The sequence below is a fragment of the Flavobacterium subsaxonicum WB 4.1-42 = DSM 21790 genome, from assembly GCF_000422725.1.
Lineage (GTDB): Bacteria > Bacteroidota > Bacteroidia > Flavobacteriales > Flavobacteriaceae > Flavobacterium > Flavobacterium subsaxonicum.
The window spans coordinates 87,893-103,185 of record NZ_AUGP01000028.1; the positions used below are offsets into that span (position 1 = coordinate 87,893).

The 15,293-nt window shown below is 43.8% G+C and carries 16 protein-coding genes and 1 tRNA gene; 11 read left to right on the top strand and 6 right to left on the bottom strand.

Annotated features, from left to right (window positions below):
* Positions 1-2: 2 nt before the first annotated feature.
* Entirely contained in the window at positions 3-821 is an 819-nt protein-coding gene (map, locus tag G509_RS0109325) for a type I methionyl aminopeptidase (RefSeq protein ID WP_026991282.1), read from the bottom strand.
* A 274-nt stretch (positions 822-1,095) separates the two neighbouring features.
* On the bottom strand, positions 1,096-2,616 hold the full coding sequence (gpmI, locus tag G509_RS0109330) for a 2,3-bisphosphoglycerate-independent phosphoglycerate mutase (protein WP_026991283.1): 1,521 nt from the start codon (positions 2,614-2,616) through the stop codon (positions 1,096-1,098).
* A gap of 327 nt (positions 2,617-2,943) precedes the next feature.
* Here gpmI and G509_RS0109335 point away from each other — a divergent pair, with 327 nt between their 5' ends.
* Positions 2,944-3,645 carry a murein L,D-transpeptidase catalytic domain family protein gene (locus G509_RS0109335; RefSeq protein ID WP_026991284.1) on the top strand — a complete coding sequence of 234 codons (702 nt, stop codon included), beginning with the start codon at positions 2,944-2,946 and terminating at the stop codon, positions 3,643-3,645.
* Here G509_RS0109335 and G509_RS0109340 read toward each other — a convergent pair.
* Positions 3,628-5,220, bottom strand: coding sequence for a L,D-transpeptidase family protein (locus G509_RS0109340; RefSeq protein ID WP_026991285.1), 1,593 nt, complete (start codon positions 5,218-5,220; stop codon positions 3,628-3,630). The two genes, G509_RS0109335 and G509_RS0109340, sit on opposite strands and share 18 nt — an antisense overlap.
* 221 nt (positions 5,221-5,441) lie before the next feature.
* Positions 5,442-5,879, bottom strand: coding sequence for a GNAT family N-acetyltransferase (locus tag G509_RS0109345; RefSeq protein ID WP_026991286.1), 438 nt, complete (start codon positions 5,877-5,879; stop codon positions 5,442-5,444).
* Positions 5,880-6,005: 126 nt separating this feature from the next.
* On the opposite strand from G509_RS0109345, the gene G509_RS0109350 reads away from it, so the two are divergent.
* Positions 6,006-6,078: transfer RNA gene (locus G509_RS0109350), tRNA-Gly, on the top strand.
* Positions 6,079-6,120: 42 nt separating this feature from the next.
* Here G509_RS0109350 and G509_RS0109355 read toward each other — a convergent pair.
* Both G509_RS0109355 and pepE read right to left on the bottom strand, forming a co-directional pair.
* Positions 6,121-6,561 (bottom strand): hypothetical protein, encoded by a 441-nt coding sequence (locus G509_RS0109355; protein ID WP_026991287.1) that lies wholly within the window; start codon positions 6,559-6,561, stop codon positions 6,121-6,123.
* Positions 6,562-6,971: 410 nt separating this feature from the next.
* Positions 6,972-7,679, bottom strand: a complete 708-nt coding sequence (gene pepE / locus G509_RS0109360; protein WP_026991288.1) for a dipeptidase PepE — start codon at positions 7,677-7,679, stop codon at positions 6,972-6,974.
* Positions 7,680-7,791: 112 nt separating this feature from the next.
* Here pepE and G509_RS0109365 point away from each other — a divergent pair, with 112 nt between their 5' ends.
* From G509_RS0109365 to G509_RS0109405, 9 genes are all read left to right on the top strand, one after another.
* Positions 7,792-8,523, top strand: a complete 732-nt coding sequence (locus tag G509_RS0109365) for a hypothetical protein (protein WP_035738798.1) — start codon at positions 7,792-7,794, stop codon at positions 8,521-8,523.
* Positions 8,516-9,217: a hypothetical protein gene (locus G509_RS0109370; protein WP_026991290.1), complete on the top strand. Its 702-nt coding sequence runs from the start codon at positions 8,516-8,518 to the stop codon at positions 9,215-9,217. Before G509_RS0109365 ends, G509_RS0109370 begins: the two co-directional genes overlap by 8 nt.
* A 5-nt stretch (positions 9,218-9,222) precedes the next feature.
* A complete protein-coding gene (locus tag G509_RS0109375) occupies positions 9,223-9,966 on the top strand; it encodes a hypothetical protein (RefSeq protein WP_026991291.1) in 744 nt (247 codons plus the stop codon).
* Positions 9,963-10,727 (top strand): hypothetical protein, encoded by a 765-nt coding sequence (locus G509_RS22835; protein ID WP_051200092.1) that lies wholly within the window; start codon positions 9,963-9,965, stop codon positions 10,725-10,727. Before G509_RS0109375 ends, G509_RS22835 begins: the two co-directional genes overlap by 4 nt.
* Positions 10,720-11,469, top strand: a complete 750-nt coding sequence (locus G509_RS0109385) for a hypothetical protein (RefSeq protein WP_026991292.1) — start codon at positions 10,720-10,722, stop codon at positions 11,467-11,469. The genes G509_RS22835 and G509_RS0109385 overlap by 8 nt, the downstream gene beginning before the upstream one ends.
* Entirely contained in the window at positions 11,462-12,250 is a 789-nt protein-coding gene (locus G509_RS0109390; protein ID WP_026991293.1) for a hypothetical protein, read from the top strand. Before G509_RS0109385 ends, G509_RS0109390 begins: the two co-directional genes overlap by 8 nt.
* The gene (locus G509_RS0109395) at positions 12,240-12,980 is read left to right on the top strand and encodes a carboxypeptidase-like regulatory domain-containing protein (RefSeq protein ID WP_026991294.1); all 741 of its coding nucleotides are present in this window, start codon (positions 12,240-12,242) and stop codon (positions 12,978-12,980) included. Before G509_RS0109390 ends, G509_RS0109395 begins: the two co-directional genes overlap by 11 nt.
* 1 nt (position 12,981) lies before the next feature.
* Positions 12,982-13,806, top strand: coding sequence for a hypothetical protein (locus tag G509_RS0109400; RefSeq protein WP_026991295.1), 825 nt, complete (start codon positions 12,982-12,984; stop codon positions 13,804-13,806).
* A 692-nt stretch (positions 13,807-14,498) separates the two neighbouring features.
* On the top strand, positions 14,499-15,293 hold the full coding sequence (locus tag G509_RS0109405) for an N-formylglutamate amidohydrolase (protein WP_035738799.1): 795 nt from the start codon (positions 14,499-14,501) through the stop codon (positions 15,291-15,293).

A 15,293-nucleotide genomic window follows, 5' to 3' on the forward strand; every position in this document is an offset into this window, starting at 1 on the left:
ACTTAAACCACAAAAGGCTCCCTCCTAAACTCATTCTCTTCATCACTTACAATGCCAAGGGCTTTGTACACATAAGCAAAAGTACTAAGCAGCTCAGGCTTGCCATCAATAAGGGCAACATCGTGCTCAAAGTGGGCGCTTGGCTTGCCATCGCGGGTAACAATAGTCCACCCATCTTTAAGCTGGCGGATATTTTTAGTACCCATATTGATCATGGGTTCAATAGCAACCACAAGGCCTTCTACAAACATTTTGCCACGGCCGCGTTTGCCGTAGTTAGGCATCTCGGGACCTTCGTGCATTTTTTTACCAAGGCCGTGGCCCACAAGCTCGCGCACTACGCCATAGCCGTGCGCTTCGGTGTAACGCTGAATGGCGCTACCCACATCTTCTACACGGTTGCCCGCCTTAAACTCGCGGATGCCCACGTACAGCGACTCTTTAGTAACCTTAAGCAGTTTTTTGGTTTCTTCGGCTACATCGCCAATCTCGAAAGTATAAGCGTGGTCGCCGTAATATTCGTTTTTAAGGGCACCACAATCTACCGATACCACATCGCCTTCTTCGATAGGGCGGTTGGTAGGCAGGCCGTGCACCACTTGTTCGTTTACGCTGGTAAGCAGGGTGCTTGGGCATCCGTAAAGGCCTTTAAAGCCGGGCAGGGCACCGTGATCGCGAATAAACTCTTCGGCCAGGCGGTCTAAATGCAGGGTAGTAACCCCGGGTTTTATCTCAGAGGCAATCATGCCAAGGGTTTTAGAAACTATCAGGGCGCTTTCGCGCATCAATTCGATCTGTTCTCTCGTTTTAGGAATAATCATGTGTGTCTAATTTTTCGGGTACAAAAGTACAACATTCCCATCTATTATTCTAAACCTCTTAAAAACATGAGTTTTATCGGTTTTAAGAGGCTGAGGGGCTTAGGTTATAAGGGGCTAAGTTCTGAAGCTGAATATTGCCTATAATTTCTGCTCCTTAGCGTCTAAGCCATTAAGTCCCTTAAAACCTCAAAAACAGAAAACCCGCAGGACTAATGCACCTGCGGGTTTTTGTTTTATCTAAGAGCCTAAGCACCTTAGTATCTAAGCACCTTTATTAAGAAACTAACGAATGCCTCGTCATTACTTCGGGCTGTGGTATGCCCATAAGGTCTAAGATAGTAGGGGCAATATCGCCAAGAATACCATCTTTAACATGCTTAAGGTCTTTATCTACCAGGATAATTGGCACCGGGTTAGTAGTGTGTGCCGTGTTAGGGCTGCCATCTGGGTTTATCATGGTTTCGCAGTTGCCGTGGTCGGCAATTACAATAGTGGTGTAGTTGTTTTCTAAGGCGGCAGTAATAACCTCTTTAACGCAGGCATCAACAGCTTCGCAGGCTTTAATGGCAGCCTCGAAAACGCCGGTGTGGCCCACCATATCGCCATTGGCAAAGTTAAGGCATACAAAATCTACCTCGCCTTTTTGCAGTTCGGGCACCAAAGCATCTTTAAGTTCAAAAGCGCTCATTTCGGGCTTCAGGTCGTAAGTTGCTACTTTAGGCGAATTTCTAAGCAAACGGGTTTCGCCCTCAAAAGGCTCTTCGCGGCCACCTGAGAAAAAGAATGTAACGTGTGGGTACTTCTCTGTCTCGGCAATACGAATTTGCTTTTTACCGGCTTTAGATACCACCTCGCCAAGGGTTTCGGTAAGGTTATCTTTATCGTAAACAACGTGGATATCTTTAAAAGTATCGTCGTAATTAGTAAGCGTAACAAAATACAGCTTAAGCTTATGCATGTTTTGCTCATGAACGTCAAATTGCGATAGCACCTCGGTTAACTCGCGGCCACGATCGGTACGGAAGTTAAAGAAGATAACCACATCATCGGGCTCTATAACGGCAACAGGCGTTGTGCCATCTGTAGTTATAACCGTTGGTTTGATAAACTCATCGGTAACACCCTCTTTGTAGTTTTCCTGAATGGCATCTATAGCGTTGGTGGTTGGTGTGCCCAGGCCATTAACAATAAGGTCGTAAGCCAGTTTAACGCGCTCCCAGCGCTTATCGCGGTCCATAGCGTAGTAGCGGCCAATTATAGAAGCCAGCTTAACGTTGGTATTTTTAATATGGTTTTCGAGGTCGGATATAAATCCAACGCCCGATTTTGGGTCAACATCCCTGCCATCGGTAAAAGCGTGGATAAACACTTTATCCAGTCCTGCATCCTGCGTAGCATCGGCAAGGCCTTTAAGGTGGTCTATGTGCGAGTGTACGCCGCCGTTAGACACAAGGCCTAAAAGGTGTACTTTCTTATTATTGTCTTTAGCATATTTAAAGGCGTCTACCAGTGCAGGTTCTTTAGCAATGGTTTTTTCCTGTACGGCAAGGTTAATCCTTACAAGGTCCTGGTATACAATGCGGCCTGCGCCAAGGTTCATATGGCCTACCTCGCTGTTGCCCATTTGTCCCTCCGGTAAGCCTACATTAAGGCCATCGGTACGCAGCTGTGCGCTTGGGTAATCTTTATACAAACTATTTATAAACGGAACGTTGGCATTGTCTATAGCCGATACTTTTGGGTCGGGCGATTTTCCCCAGCCATCCAGTATCATTAGGATAACTTTTTTGTTCATTTTCAAGTAATTATAACGTTTTGGCATGATTACTGCATTATGTATGCAGAAGCAAGCCATAAAATTACTATAAATTGGTTAAGTTTTATATTTTATTAGGGTTAAGTTTAACGCAGTCCCGCTAAAATTTTTATCATAAATTTTAACTGCCGGGCAATAACATTCTTTTTTAACCCGTTATACAGATAATGAAGTGAGAACGGCACAGGAACGAGTCCCTGCCAAATGAAAATGTTAAATATTTGATTTTAACACAGTTGCTTTTGGTTTTTAAGATTTTATTAACTTATTTAGCAACCACGTTAAACACACAACTACAAGATTACTATGGGTTACAACTTTTTTACGTCGGTTTTATTTTTGTTCTTTTCTTTTACATCAACAACACCAAAAAACGCTGCAACACCAGTGGTTACCACTACCAACAATGCGCTTGCCGAAACAGAATCTGTTTACAACATGATCAAGGCACATTCTGCAACAATGCCCGGCTTTGCCTGCTTTACTAAGGCAATGAATGGCTTTAAACACCTTAAGGAACAAGGAAAAATTAAGAAAGACCTTTTAACGGTTATCGATTTTAGCCAGTCATCTAACACCAAAAGGCTTTGGATAATAGACATGGCAACACAAACCGTTTTGTACAACACGCTTGTGGCACACGGCCGCAACAGTGGCGATGAGTTTGCTACGGCGTTTAGCAACGATAACAGCTCTAATCAAAGCAGCCTTGGCTTTTATGCCACCGGCGAAATTTACAACGGCAAGCACGGCCAGTCGTTACGTTTAGACGGTTTAGAGAAAGGCATAAACAGCAATGCACGCAGCAGGGGAGTGGTTGTACACGCAGCCGACTATGTTAGCGAAAGCTTTATTAAAATGCACCACAGATTAGGCAGAAGCCAGGGATGCCCTGCGCTGCCGGGTAACCTTACTAAAGAAGTTATCAACCTTATTAAAGACAGATCATGCCTTTTTATATACCATCCTACAGAGAAGTATGTAAAATCATCAGCGCTGGCTTCGTAATTTATCATACAATATTTTGTCGAGGCTGTAAATATCATTTCTAAATTGCAGCCCGTCTTTATCCATCCATGCGGTCCAGTATAACTGGTGCACATGGGTGGTTTTTTTTAGCCCAATACTTTGGGTTGTTTCTTCGGCAACAATTTCGTCTACTCTCTCTTTGGTCCATCCGGCCTCTTCGTTATCCAGTACATAGCCTGCCAGTTTAAACGGGTCCTGCACCCTAACACAGCCGCTACTTAATGCCCTGTAGGGTTTTTTAAAGTATTCGCGGTGGTTGGTATCGTGTAAATACACACTAAAGCTGTTGCGGAAGTTGAATTTTATACGGCCCAGTGAGTTGTGGTTGCCCGGGCTTTGCACATACACGTAATGGTCTGGTTTGAGGGAATCCCACTCGGCAACGGGGACTTCTACATTTTTCCTGAAAATTTTCATGTCCAGGTGGCTAAAATAAGCGGTGTCTTTTATGGCCGATGGGGTTAGGTCTTCCTTCATAAACGTAGGCGGTACTGTCCAGGTAGGGTTAAGCACGAGGTTGCTGAGCACCGAATGTAAAACCGGGCTCCTCCTGCCGGGTTTGCCCACCACCACATTGTAGGTTTGCACAGTGTCTTTATTGTTTTCTAACACCGCCAAACGGTAGTTGGGTATATTAATTACAATGGCACGCTCTCCAAAATCGTACGGGAACCATCTCCAACGTTCTAAATTGGCAATTACCTGCTCTTTGCGGGCGTTTCGGCTAAAGTTAAGGGCATCGGCAGTGCGGCTGTTAACGGTGCCGTCTGCAACAATGCCATGCCTTAGCTGAAATTTCTTAACCGCCTTTGCGGTAGCCTTATCGTAAACAGTTCCGGCGGAAGCCGATGCATCCATATCGCCCCAATAGATAAGGCGTTGTTTGATGATGCCTACAACGGCGGTAGAATCGTTTAAGGATACCGATTTGGATACTTCTATTTTAGGGATGTCTTTATCTTCGGGCAGGGTGTTGAGGTAAGCAAGGCTTTCGCGAAGGCCGGTATACACCGCATGGCGTGGCCTGCATTGGGCAACAATTTGCTGTACCCCATGCTCTTTTAACGCTTGGGTAAGCAGTTTGTTGGTGTCTATTTTTTTAGGTGATAAAGCCCAGTCGTAATATACTTTAGAGGGTTTTAGTTTGCCTTTAAACAGGTGCGATGCCAGTTTGCCGAACGACTCTGTCATTAAAATATCGTAGCGCATGCACTCTTCTTCGCTAATAGCGGTAAGGGCTTCAAACTCTTTTAAAAAGGTAATGTTGTAATCATTGGGCATAAGCCCATCGGTAACCACATCGTTTATAGCTTTTTGCAGTTCCAGGCGGTCGGCCTGTGTGGTCCACACCGTTTTATTATCGTTAGCGGCATAAAAAGCCTGTACCGATTCCGGTGCTTTTTCTAAAAGCGAACTATCTATATTGAGCGCGGTGTTTTTTAAGTGTGCTGTGTTTGCGGGGCGTACGGTTACATTGATGTTGCCTGCCGATGTGTTTTTACAAGCAGGAAATAGCAACAGCAGCAGTACTACTATGGTGGCGGCCTTAAGCATATTGGTTTGTGTTTGGTTAAAACGAATGCTGCTAATGGCAGGCCACCAACGCTGCCAAACGGGGGCAGTGTGTATCCGGACGTAGACTAAGTGCTCCGCGAGCAGGTACGGGTATGGGCGGACTGTGGGTAGGCCACTATCAAAATTCTTATTAAAGGTACAAAACAGCCGCCGAAGAATATCTTGCGAAAAATGTAATTTTTTGTTGGGTAAAGGTTAATTTACAACGTTTTATGCATAACAAAATGGGTGCCTATATCGCCAATGTTAAACGGCTCGCCAATAACGGTATAGCCCATTTTATTGTAGAAACCCACGGCAATTTCGCGGGCGTTGAACCATATTTTTTTACCGTTTTGTTGGCAAACGTACTGCTCTGCTGCCTGCACAAGCTGGTCGCCCAGGCCTTTCTTCTGCTGGTTTTCCAAAACTGCCATGCCGCGTATCTGGTATTGGCGCTCCTCATTAAAAAATTCATGGTTGGCCTGGAAAATAGAAATTACACCCAGAATTTGTTCGTTTTCATAAATCCCGAAGTGATTGGTGGTGGGCAGGTCGTCTCCGTCAAAAATACAGGTGTCTGTTGATTTTCCGGGTCTTAAAACAGGCTGGCGAACGGCAAAAGTAGCCTGAGAGGGTATTTGTTTGATGGTGGGCATTAAATTTATTTTAGGGTAACAAATTAAGGCTAAATATATTAAACGGGAAAGTAGCGCAAGGTTAAAAGTTTTTGAAAAAAAGTTTGCATCTAAGAAAAGTTTATATGTATATTTGCACCCACAAATGCGGAAGTAGCTCAGTTGGTAGAGCTCCAGCCTTCCAAGCTGGTTGTCGCGAGTTCGAGCCTCGTCTTCCGCTCTGCAAAAAGCCCTTAACGAAAGTTAAGGGCTTTTTTTTTGATTATTTGCTTAGTAAAAGCGAGCTTGGATCATCATATAAATATCGAGGCAATACTGCTATGTTGGATTGGTCTATAATTACCTTGCCATTTCTGTATATACTATATTTGTCTTTATCAATTTTTATATCGTCTCCGGGTTTAATAGTAAGCAATCCGCTAATAACTAAAAGGCATTTGCCATTTTTTATTATAAACGAATAATCATTGTCAGTATCTCTCTCGTCGATAAAATTATAATTCGACTTTTTAATATCTATAAAGAGGTAACCAAATTCATGACCATATTTTAGCTTTTGGATAGTTGTTATTTTTCCTGATAATTGAAGATTTTTAGATGCTATTATTTTGCTTTCCTGTTTAGAGGTGTAGAATTGGAAACCTATAAATATTAAAAAAATACCGAAAGCAATAAGAACTAATGTTGATTGCTTTTTATTCATATAATGTGATTTAATGAAAGTTTAGGTTTAAGATATTTAATTTGCTAAGCAACTGCATGATTTGTGAAGGAGGAGTAGCTATACTCTTGGGTAAAATCAAGAAGTTACATTAATGCGTGGTATTTGTCCTCTCCCCCAACCCCTCTCCGAAGGAGAGGGGGGCAGCTACACTCTTGGGTAAAAAAAAATAATGAAGTTAGTTTAATGAGTGGTATTTGGCCTCGTCCAACCCTTCGCAGAAGCAGAGGGGGGCAGCTACACTCAATTGTTTGGATTAACAATAATATAAGTTATTGTCGAATAGTACCCGTTCTCGGCTCCCCTCTCCTTTGCTTTGCCAGTTCGCTATGCTCGTGTGGAGAGGGGCTGGGGGAGAGGACTATCTTCTTTGTGAACCTTGGTGTAATGCCTTACTTCAGCCAACTCAAATCACTTCCTGCTTCCAGTTCTTCGGGTTCGGCGTTTTGCCTGAACAGCCTTGCCGGCAGGTCGCCTTTCAGTAAAATCGTATTGCCTTTAACGTCCAGCCAGCTGCCTTCGCGTAAGCCCAATACCGGCTGCGTATTAAACTGGTGAAACTCTTTAATGCGGGTCTCGCGGGTTTCGCCCATGTGGGTAGAATCAGGCAGTGGGTCTAAATAATGGGGGTTAAGGTTAAACGGCACCGCGCCAAGGGTGGTAAAGCTGGGCGGATAAATTATAGGCATATCGTTGGTGGTTTGCATTGTAAGGCCGCAAATATTGCTGCCGGCACTGCTGCCCAAATAGGGCGTTCCGTTTTGTATGGCCTTTTCTAAAGTAGTCATAACGCCGGTTTTGTAAAGTTGGCTAACCAGTAAAAAAGTATTGCCTCCGCCGGTAAACACGGCTTCAGCGTCGGTTAACGCCGCGGCAGGGCTCTCAAATTCGTGTGCCCCTTTTACGGTAATGCTTAATTTTGCAAAGAAGTCGGCCACACGTTTTGTGTAGTCGTCATGGCTAATGCCCCCCGGCCTGGCATAGGGAATAAACACCAGCGATTTGCAGTTTTTAAAATGATCCTGCAGCGCAGGCAGTAAATATTCCAGGTAATTGCCGCCGTGCAAAGTACTGGTACTTGCAATAATTAGTTTTTTCATTCGTTAAGTTAGTGTAAGAAAAGGTAAAGTTACAAAGATTTTTATGCAGGGGGACACATGTTTTTTAACCTGCCTTATTTTACAGAGTACCCATCAACCAAACTATATATTCTTGAAAAATTGTTTCCTACTACTGCTAACATTAGCTTCTGTAACGCTATATGCGCAGGAGCGTAAACCCATCAGCGGTAAAGTTGTTTCTGATTTTGATGACCTTGAGGGCATTTACGTAATTAACAAAAATGCCGATAAAAGTGTTTTAACTTCCCGCGGCGGTTATTTTAATATCCCGGCCACCGTTAACGATACCCTTGTATTTTCATCCTTACAATTTGAGGCGAAGACTGTTGTGGTATGCGAAGAAAATACCAATGCCGACCTGCTGTTTGTTCCGCTTGAGGTGCTGCACCGCGAGCTAAACGAATTGGTAATTGTAGATTACAGCCACATTATCAATACCGAAACACTGGGCCTTGTACCCAAAGGGCAAAAGCAATACACCCCTGCCGAGAAAAAACTGGCTACAGCATCTAAATTTAAAATGAATCCGCTTGGGCTCGACCCCATTATTAATATGTTCTCCGGGCGTACCGCCATGCTGCGAGATGCCGCCGATATTGAGAAGAAGGAGGATTTAATGGAGAAAATTAATTATATTTATACTGCCGAAGATATTGTGGCCAAGCTTAAAATTCCGGCCGACTATGTGCGCGGGTTTGTTTTTTACGTGGTAGAGAACAAATATTTTAGCAATGCCATGAATGCTAAGAACGAGAACATGGCCAAATTTTTATTGGCAGGCCTGGCTACCAAGTATCTGGCCTTAATAAACGAGAATGAATAAACTGCTTTCTATACTGTTGTTTTTTGTGTGCCTTCCGGCGGTATGCCAGGATCGTAAAGCCCTGCAGGGGCGGGTTGTTACCGGCGATCTTGCTGTGCCCGATGTATTTGTTATTAACAAAACCACCGCGTTGGAAACCAAGACCGATGCCCAGGGTAATTTCACTATTCAGGCCAAGGCCGGAGACCTCTTGGTGGTGTACAGCACAAAAACGCAGGTTAGGCAGTTTGCGGTTAGCGAGGCATCGTTTGCCGAAGTGCCGTATGTAATATCGGTTAATTATAATGCGTACGAGCTGGAAGAGGTAGTGGTAGAGGGCAGTACCATAAACAGCGTTAGCCTGGGTATTGTGCCTAAAGACCAAAAGCAATATACCGCCGCCGAGAAAAAGCTTTTTACTGCCGAAGATGGTACCGATGCTATTTTTAACGCTATTAGCGGACGCAGCAAAATGCTTAAAAAGGCAGTGGAGACCGAAAAGAAAGTAGGTGTTATAGAATATTTAAATGGCCTTTATACTGACGAAGAGATTATTGAGGAGTTTAAAATTCCGGCAGAAAATGTACAGGGTTTTTTGTTTTATGCTGCCGAGAACAAAAACATTATAGAGACTATTAAAGGCGATAACCCATCGCTTGTAAAATTAAAGCTTATAGATATTAGCATACAGTACCTTGCATCAATAAAACAGTAACAATTATGGCTAAACTGCTTTACCTGCTTTTATTTATTACCACAGTGGGTTTTAGCCAGGAGCGCAAACCTCTTAACGGCCGCGTGGTTAATGGCACAGCCGGGATAAGTAATGTTTTTGTTATTAATAAAACACTGGGTGCAGAAGTTACAACCAACAGTACCGGTAATTTTATTATTTCTGCAAAGGCGGGAGATAAAATTGTAGTGTATAGCAATACATTAGAGGTTAGGGAATTTGCCATTAGCGAGGCTTGTTTTTTAGACAACCCGTATGTACTGTCAGTAAACTATAAGCCGTATGAATTGGAAGAGGTTACTGTTACGGCCAGCGCTATTACGGCAGAATCGCTTAATATTGTGCCTAAAAATCAGCGTAAATATACCCCGGCCGAAAAAAAGTTATATACCGCAGGCGATTTTAAATGGATTGACCTGCTGCATATTTTAGGCGGATCGATGCCTTTTGATCCGGTTCTTAATGCTATTAATGGCCGTACTAAACGTATGAAAGAGGGTATTGCTACCGAGAAAAAAGAAACCGCATCAGACTATATTGATGGCCTTTACACCGAAGACGAAATTATAAACGGGCTTAAGGTGCCCAAAGAGCATGTGCAGGGTTTTGTATACTATGCTATAGAAAATCCGGCGGTTGCTGCTGCCACCCGCGCCGATAATCAATCGTTGGTAAGGTTATTGATGATAGATTTAGCAAACAAATACGTGTCTTTAAAGCAACAAGAATGAAAAAATTAGCCGTCCTTATACTACTTCTATTTATTACACTCCCCATCATCGCGCAGGAGCGCAAACCCCTTTTAGGCCGCGTGGTGGAAACTGATAACAGCTTTTTGCCTGTTAGTGGCGTATTTGTAATTAACAAAGCTACCGCTGTAGAGGTTAAAACCGATGCTACCGGTACTTTTAGCCTGGATGCCAAAGCAGGCGATGTGCTTACTGTTTACAGCAAGCGCACCGTGGTGCACGATTTTATTGTAAACCAGCAATCGTTTAAAGACCAGCCCTATGTGGTGGCAGTTAAAGTAACAGCCTACGAGCTTAAAGAGGTGGTTATAGATGAGAAATCGGTTACAACCGAATCGCTTAATTTGGTAAAGGACGGCCAGCCCAGATATACCGTTGCCGAAAGGCGCGCCAAACAGGCCAATAGCATTAAACCTTCTACGGGTTTAACGGGCACCGGCGGGGTGGGCATCCCTACCGATGTTATTGCCAATGTTTTTAGCGGCCGTAAAAAGATGCTTAAACAGGCAATGGTGACAGAGAAAAACGAGGCCGGTATTAACAAGATTAACAGCCTGTATACCGAAAAAGAAATTATAGAAGACCTTAAAATACCCGAAGACTACGTACAGGGGTTTATATTTTATGCGGTTGAGGATGCCGAATTTAAGTCGGCTTTTGCAGCCAACAATAACGATCGTATCAGGGCGCGTATTAGTGCCCTTGCATTAGACTATTTAGCACTTAGCGAAGAAGATGAATAAACTATTATACCTTTTGCTGTGCATTACCTTACCGCTTATGGCCCAGGAGCGCAAGCCGCTATTGGGGCGTGTTGTTGCAGGTACCGATGCTGTTGCCAATGTGTTTGTAATTAATAAAAAAGCAGGCACTGAGACTAAGACCGATGATAAGGGCAATTTTACCCTTAATGCCAAAGTGGGCGATGTGCTTACTGTTTACAGCAACCGCACCGAGGTGCGCGATTTTATAATAAACCCTATTGCCTTTACGGATAGCCCCTATGTTATGGCTGTTAAAATCACGGCTTACGAATTGGACGAGGTGGTTATTAACGATGTGGGCGTAACATCAGAATCGTTAGGGCTGGTGCCTAAAAACCAAAAGCGCTACACTCCGGCCGAAAGGCGGCTTAAAACAGCATCGGAGTTTAAGCCCGATTTCTTTTTGGGCTACATGCCCGGCATTGGCATCCCTACAGATGCTATTATAAATGCCATTAGCGGACGTACCAAAATGCTTAAAAAGGCGTTAACTACAGAGCGTAAGGAGTTTGCTATAGATAATATAAACGGTTTGTATACCGAGCAGGAAATTAAAGACGAACTGCAAATACCACAGGAGTATGTGCAGGGCTTTATTTTTTATGCGGCAGAAGACCCCGGTTATGTTGCGGCCTTAAAAGCCAAGAACAATCATTTAGCAAAACTTACCATAGCTAACCTTGCCCTTAAATACATTGCTATAATAAAGGAAGATGAATAAAACAATTACCTTATTACTATTGCTGCTGGCCACATTATCGGCCTGGTGCCAGGACCGCAAGCCGCTACAGGGGCATGTGGTGGCAGGCAATGCAGTGGCTAATGGGGTGTTTGTTATCAATAAAAATACGGGCGAAGAGGTAAAGACCGATGCTAAAGGCAATTTTACACTACCTGTTAAACTGGGCGATGCCCTTGTAGTGTACAGCGACCGTATTGATGTTCGCGAATTTTCGGTTAATGCATTTACGTTTAAAGAGGTGCCGTTTGTAATGGCGGTAAACCCCAGGTCGTACGAACTAAAAGAAGTGGTTATAGAGCAGACTATTACATCAGAATCACTCGGCCTTGTGCCAAAAAATCAACTACGCAGAACGGTGGCCGAACGCAGGCTATACGCCGCAGGCGGAGAGGTAGGCGTTGGGCTTGGCTTTACGGTATCGTTAGATGGTATTATAAATGCTATTTCCGGCCGCATAAAAATGCTTAAGAAAGCTCTGGAAACTGAGCGTAAAGAGTTTGCCATTGCCGAATTTAACGGACTATATACTGACCAGGAAATTGCAGCGCAGTTTAACATCCCACAGGAATATATAAAAGGCTTTGTGTATTATGCCGTTGATGATGCCGAATGCCGCGATGCACTGCGCTCTAACAATAACGAGCTGAGCAGGCTACACATATTGCGCCTTGCCCCAATGTATGTAGACCTTTTAATAGAAGGTGGTGCAATAAATAATACGCTAACCGGCGGCCATATACCCTCTGCAAATGAAGACTAAACTACTTTACCTGTTACTTTTATTGCCGTTAACCATCTTTGCGCAACAAAGAGAACTGCTTAACGGGCGTGTAATATCCGATACCATGAAGGTGGAGTATGTTAGCATCAAAAACCTGTCGTCATCAGCATCAGTCGTGTCAGATGCCGACGGAAAATTCCGTATCAATACCCGTGTGGGCGATACGCTCAGGGTATCGGGAATTTCGTTTTCTGATGCCGTAGTAAAAGTTACCAACGAAAATTTTAAGGAAGGACTAATTGTTATTCGCTTAGTGGGCAACATTACCATGCTGGACGAGGTGGTTGTTAGCGGCCTTACCGGCAACCTTGCTTATGATAGTAAACATGCAAGAATTGTAGAAACCCCTGCCGAAAAATTTGATGTGCACCAAATAAATAAAGACCTGTATATAAAAAGCGTAGCCGGTAACGGCCGGGGTATGGACTTTCTGGCCATTGGCCGTATGGTATCCGGGCCTCCTAAACGCGTAACACCTCCCAAGCAGGTATTTATAACCGATAAGGTTTTTGCCGTTGCCGTGCGCGAGCTTTACAGCGATAAATATTTTGTGGAAAGCCTTAAAATTAGAAAAGAAGACATAACTTTATTCCTGGCGTATTGCGATGAAGGCGAGAGCGTTCGCTACCTGCTAAATCCTAATAACGAGTTTCAGCTTATAAGCTATCTAAGCACCAAAAGCGAACAATACCTTAAAACCAAACAATAACATGAAGGCTTATAAAACACTGCTGTTGGTAATGCTGTTAGTACTGCCGGTGGCTGCGTTTGCGCAAAAGGTAAGTCCGCGTCAAATACTAAACGGCAAGGTAATAGCCGATTCGCTCGCTGTAGAAAGCCTTAATGTAAACAACATAAGCTCGCACATTGGTGCGGTGACTGATGAAAAAGGCCTTTTTACCATCTATGCCCGTGCTAATGATACCCTTACATTTTCGAGCGTAAACATCCATCCTGTAAAAATTGTACTTAAAGAAAGCGATTTTAGCCAGAGGCAGCTCGTTATAAAGCTCAACGTAAATGTTACGGTGCTGGATGAGGTAATAATTTTGCCCACCCGAATGATAGGCGACCTGGGTACGGTAAGTAAAAACACCAAAACCAACACCATAACATCGGGCATTGATGGGGTAGACCTTAAAGACACTTATACCGAAATGAAGTTTAAGCCCATAGAGTATAAGGTAGACGAGGTTGTTAACGGGGCTTTGCCGGCACAAATGCATCCGCTTCGGGGTGTAGACTTTGCCCGTATTTACAGGCTGTACATTAAAAAAGACAAGAAAACCAAAAAAGACCGCGGTGAGGTATATTCTGCCGAGGCGCAAAAAACTTTTGCCGAAGCCGTTAAAGAGCGGTTTACCTATAACTTTTTTACCGAAGCCCTAAAGATTCCGGCTAACGAAATTGCCCTCTTCCTTAATTTTAGCGATACCGGAGAAGCCTCTAAAGCCCTATTGGAGCCTAAAAAAGAATTTGAACTTACCGATTACCTTGTTACAAAATCTGAGGAGTATTTAAAGGGGAGGAAGTAAGTAGTCATCACGGATAAAGTAAATGTCATGCTGAGCTTGTCGAAGCGCGGCATTTATTTTTTGACTATCATCATACATTTAAGTACTATTCCTCATTTGTCCTCACCCCAACCCCTCTCCAAAAGAGAGGGGGAATTTACTCAACTGTCTTACCCTGAAATTGGCAATCGTGGCATTCCCATCTGTTGGACTATCGTGTGGATACATATTTTTATTTAAAACATAATGCTTTATGTTTTACCAAGAAGACACAAAGCAATACTTACTCCTTAAAGCACAAAGCCCGCTAAGACAACCATCTAAATGTGGAAGAACACAAGGCTGGGGCCATTAAAAACTGTATCAATATCCATAAAGCCTTGTGTTCTTTGCAGATAACAAACTTGTCCGTGGTGTACTGATGGAGTATAAATAAATCTTTGTGAACCTTGTGTTTAAGTATTTGCCCTGGCTTTGTGGTAAAATTAAAAAAGATGGGTCCACACGATAGCTCTTTTGGAGGGGTGGCTGAAAGCCGTGGTGGTTTTTCGATGTAGCATATCATCATACATTTATATAATATACTGGCCTCACCCCAACCTTTTCCTTTGGAGAGGGGTTGGGGGTGAGGCCTACTACCGTAGCGTACTACATTACAAATCCCAATAACATTTTATACCTTTGTTTTTTACAGCTACAAAACCAACCCCGTTATGGATATATACCATATTACAGAACCTACAGCACCTAAAGTGCCTATAATAATAAGCTCGCCGCATTCGGGCACCTATTTTCCGCAGGAAATAGCCTCGCGGCTTACGCCGCAAATGGCGCAAACCCCCGATGATGCCGACTGGTTTATAGACCGCCTGTACGATTTTGCCCCGCAAATGGGCATTACCCTTATAAAAGCAAATTACTGCCGCTGGGTAATCGACCTTAACCGCGACCCCGAGAGCAAACCCCTCTATACCGATGGGCGCGTTATTACCGGGCTTGTGCCGCTTACTAACTTTAACGGCGACCCATTATACGTTACCGGCGAACCCGATGCAAGCGAAATTGCCGAAAGGGTACACAAATACTACCTTCCGTATCACGAAAAAATAGAAGAGCTTATAGAACAAACGGTTAGCCAGTTTGGTGTGGCCCTGTTGTTTGATGCGCATTCTATCCGCAGGGTGGTGCCGGGCATCAGGCCAGAGCCGTTTCCGCAGCTTATACTGGGCGATAACGATGGTACATCGGCGTCGGCCGAGATTATCAATACGGCCTGGCAGGTGTTGCAAAACAGCGGCTATGAGGCCGAGCATAACCACCCGTTTAAGGGCGGGCACATTACGCGCTATTTTGGCAAGCCTAAAAAAAACGTACATGCCCTGCAGCTCGAAATGGCCAAGACCAATTATATGGATGCTACCGAAACTAAGTATGACGATGCCAATGCAACGGCAATGCGCGGGGTGCTGGCCGATATGTTTACCCAACTTATAAAAACACTGCAATAA

Coding starts and splice junctions, on each gene's coding strand:
- map (WP_026991282.1), bottom strand. CDS start 821: ATGATTATTCCTAAAACGAGAGAACAGATCGAATTGATGCGCGAAAGC.
- gpmI (WP_026991283.1), bottom strand. CDS start 2,616: ATGAACAAAAAAGTTATCCTAATGATACTGGATGGCTGGGGAAAATCG.
- G509_RS0109335 (WP_026991284.1), top strand. CDS start 2,944: ATGGGTTACAACTTTTTTACGTCGGTTTTATTTTTGTTCTTTTCTTTT.
- G509_RS0109340 (WP_026991285.1), bottom strand. CDS start 5,220: ATGCTTAAGGCCGCCACCATAGTAGTACTGCTGCTGTTGCTATTTCCT.
- G509_RS0109345 (WP_026991286.1), bottom strand. CDS start 5,879: ATGCCCACCATCAAACAAATACCCTCTCAGGCTACTTTTGCCGTTCGC.
- G509_RS0109355 (WP_026991287.1), bottom strand. CDS start 6,561: ATGAATAAAAAGCAATCAACATTAGTTCTTATTGCTTTCGGTATTTTT.
- pepE (WP_026991288.1), bottom strand. CDS start 7,679: ATGAAAAAACTAATTATTGCAAGTACCAGTACTTTGCACGGCGGCAAT.
- G509_RS0109370 (WP_026991290.1), top strand. CDS start 8,516: ATGAATAAACTGCTTTCTATACTGTTGTTTTTTGTGTGCCTTCCGGCG.
- G509_RS0109375 (WP_026991291.1), top strand. CDS start 9,223: ATGGCTAAACTGCTTTACCTGCTTTTATTTATTACCACAGTGGGTTTT.
- G509_RS22835 (WP_051200092.1), top strand. CDS start 9,963: ATGAAAAAATTAGCCGTCCTTATACTACTTCTATTTATTACACTCCCC.
- G509_RS0109385 (WP_026991292.1), top strand. CDS start 10,720: ATGAATAAACTATTATACCTTTTGCTGTGCATTACCTTACCGCTTATG.
- G509_RS0109390 (WP_026991293.1), top strand. CDS start 11,462: ATGAATAAAACAATTACCTTATTACTATTGCTGCTGGCCACATTATCG.
- G509_RS0109395 (WP_026991294.1), top strand. CDS start 12,240: ATGAAGACTAAACTACTTTACCTGTTACTTTTATTGCCGTTAACCATC.
- G509_RS0109400 (WP_026991295.1), top strand. CDS start 12,982: ATGAAGGCTTATAAAACACTGCTGTTGGTAATGCTGTTAGTACTGCCG.
- G509_RS0109405 (WP_035738799.1), top strand. CDS start 14,499: ATGGATATATACCATATTACAGAACCTACAGCACCTAAAGTGCCTATA.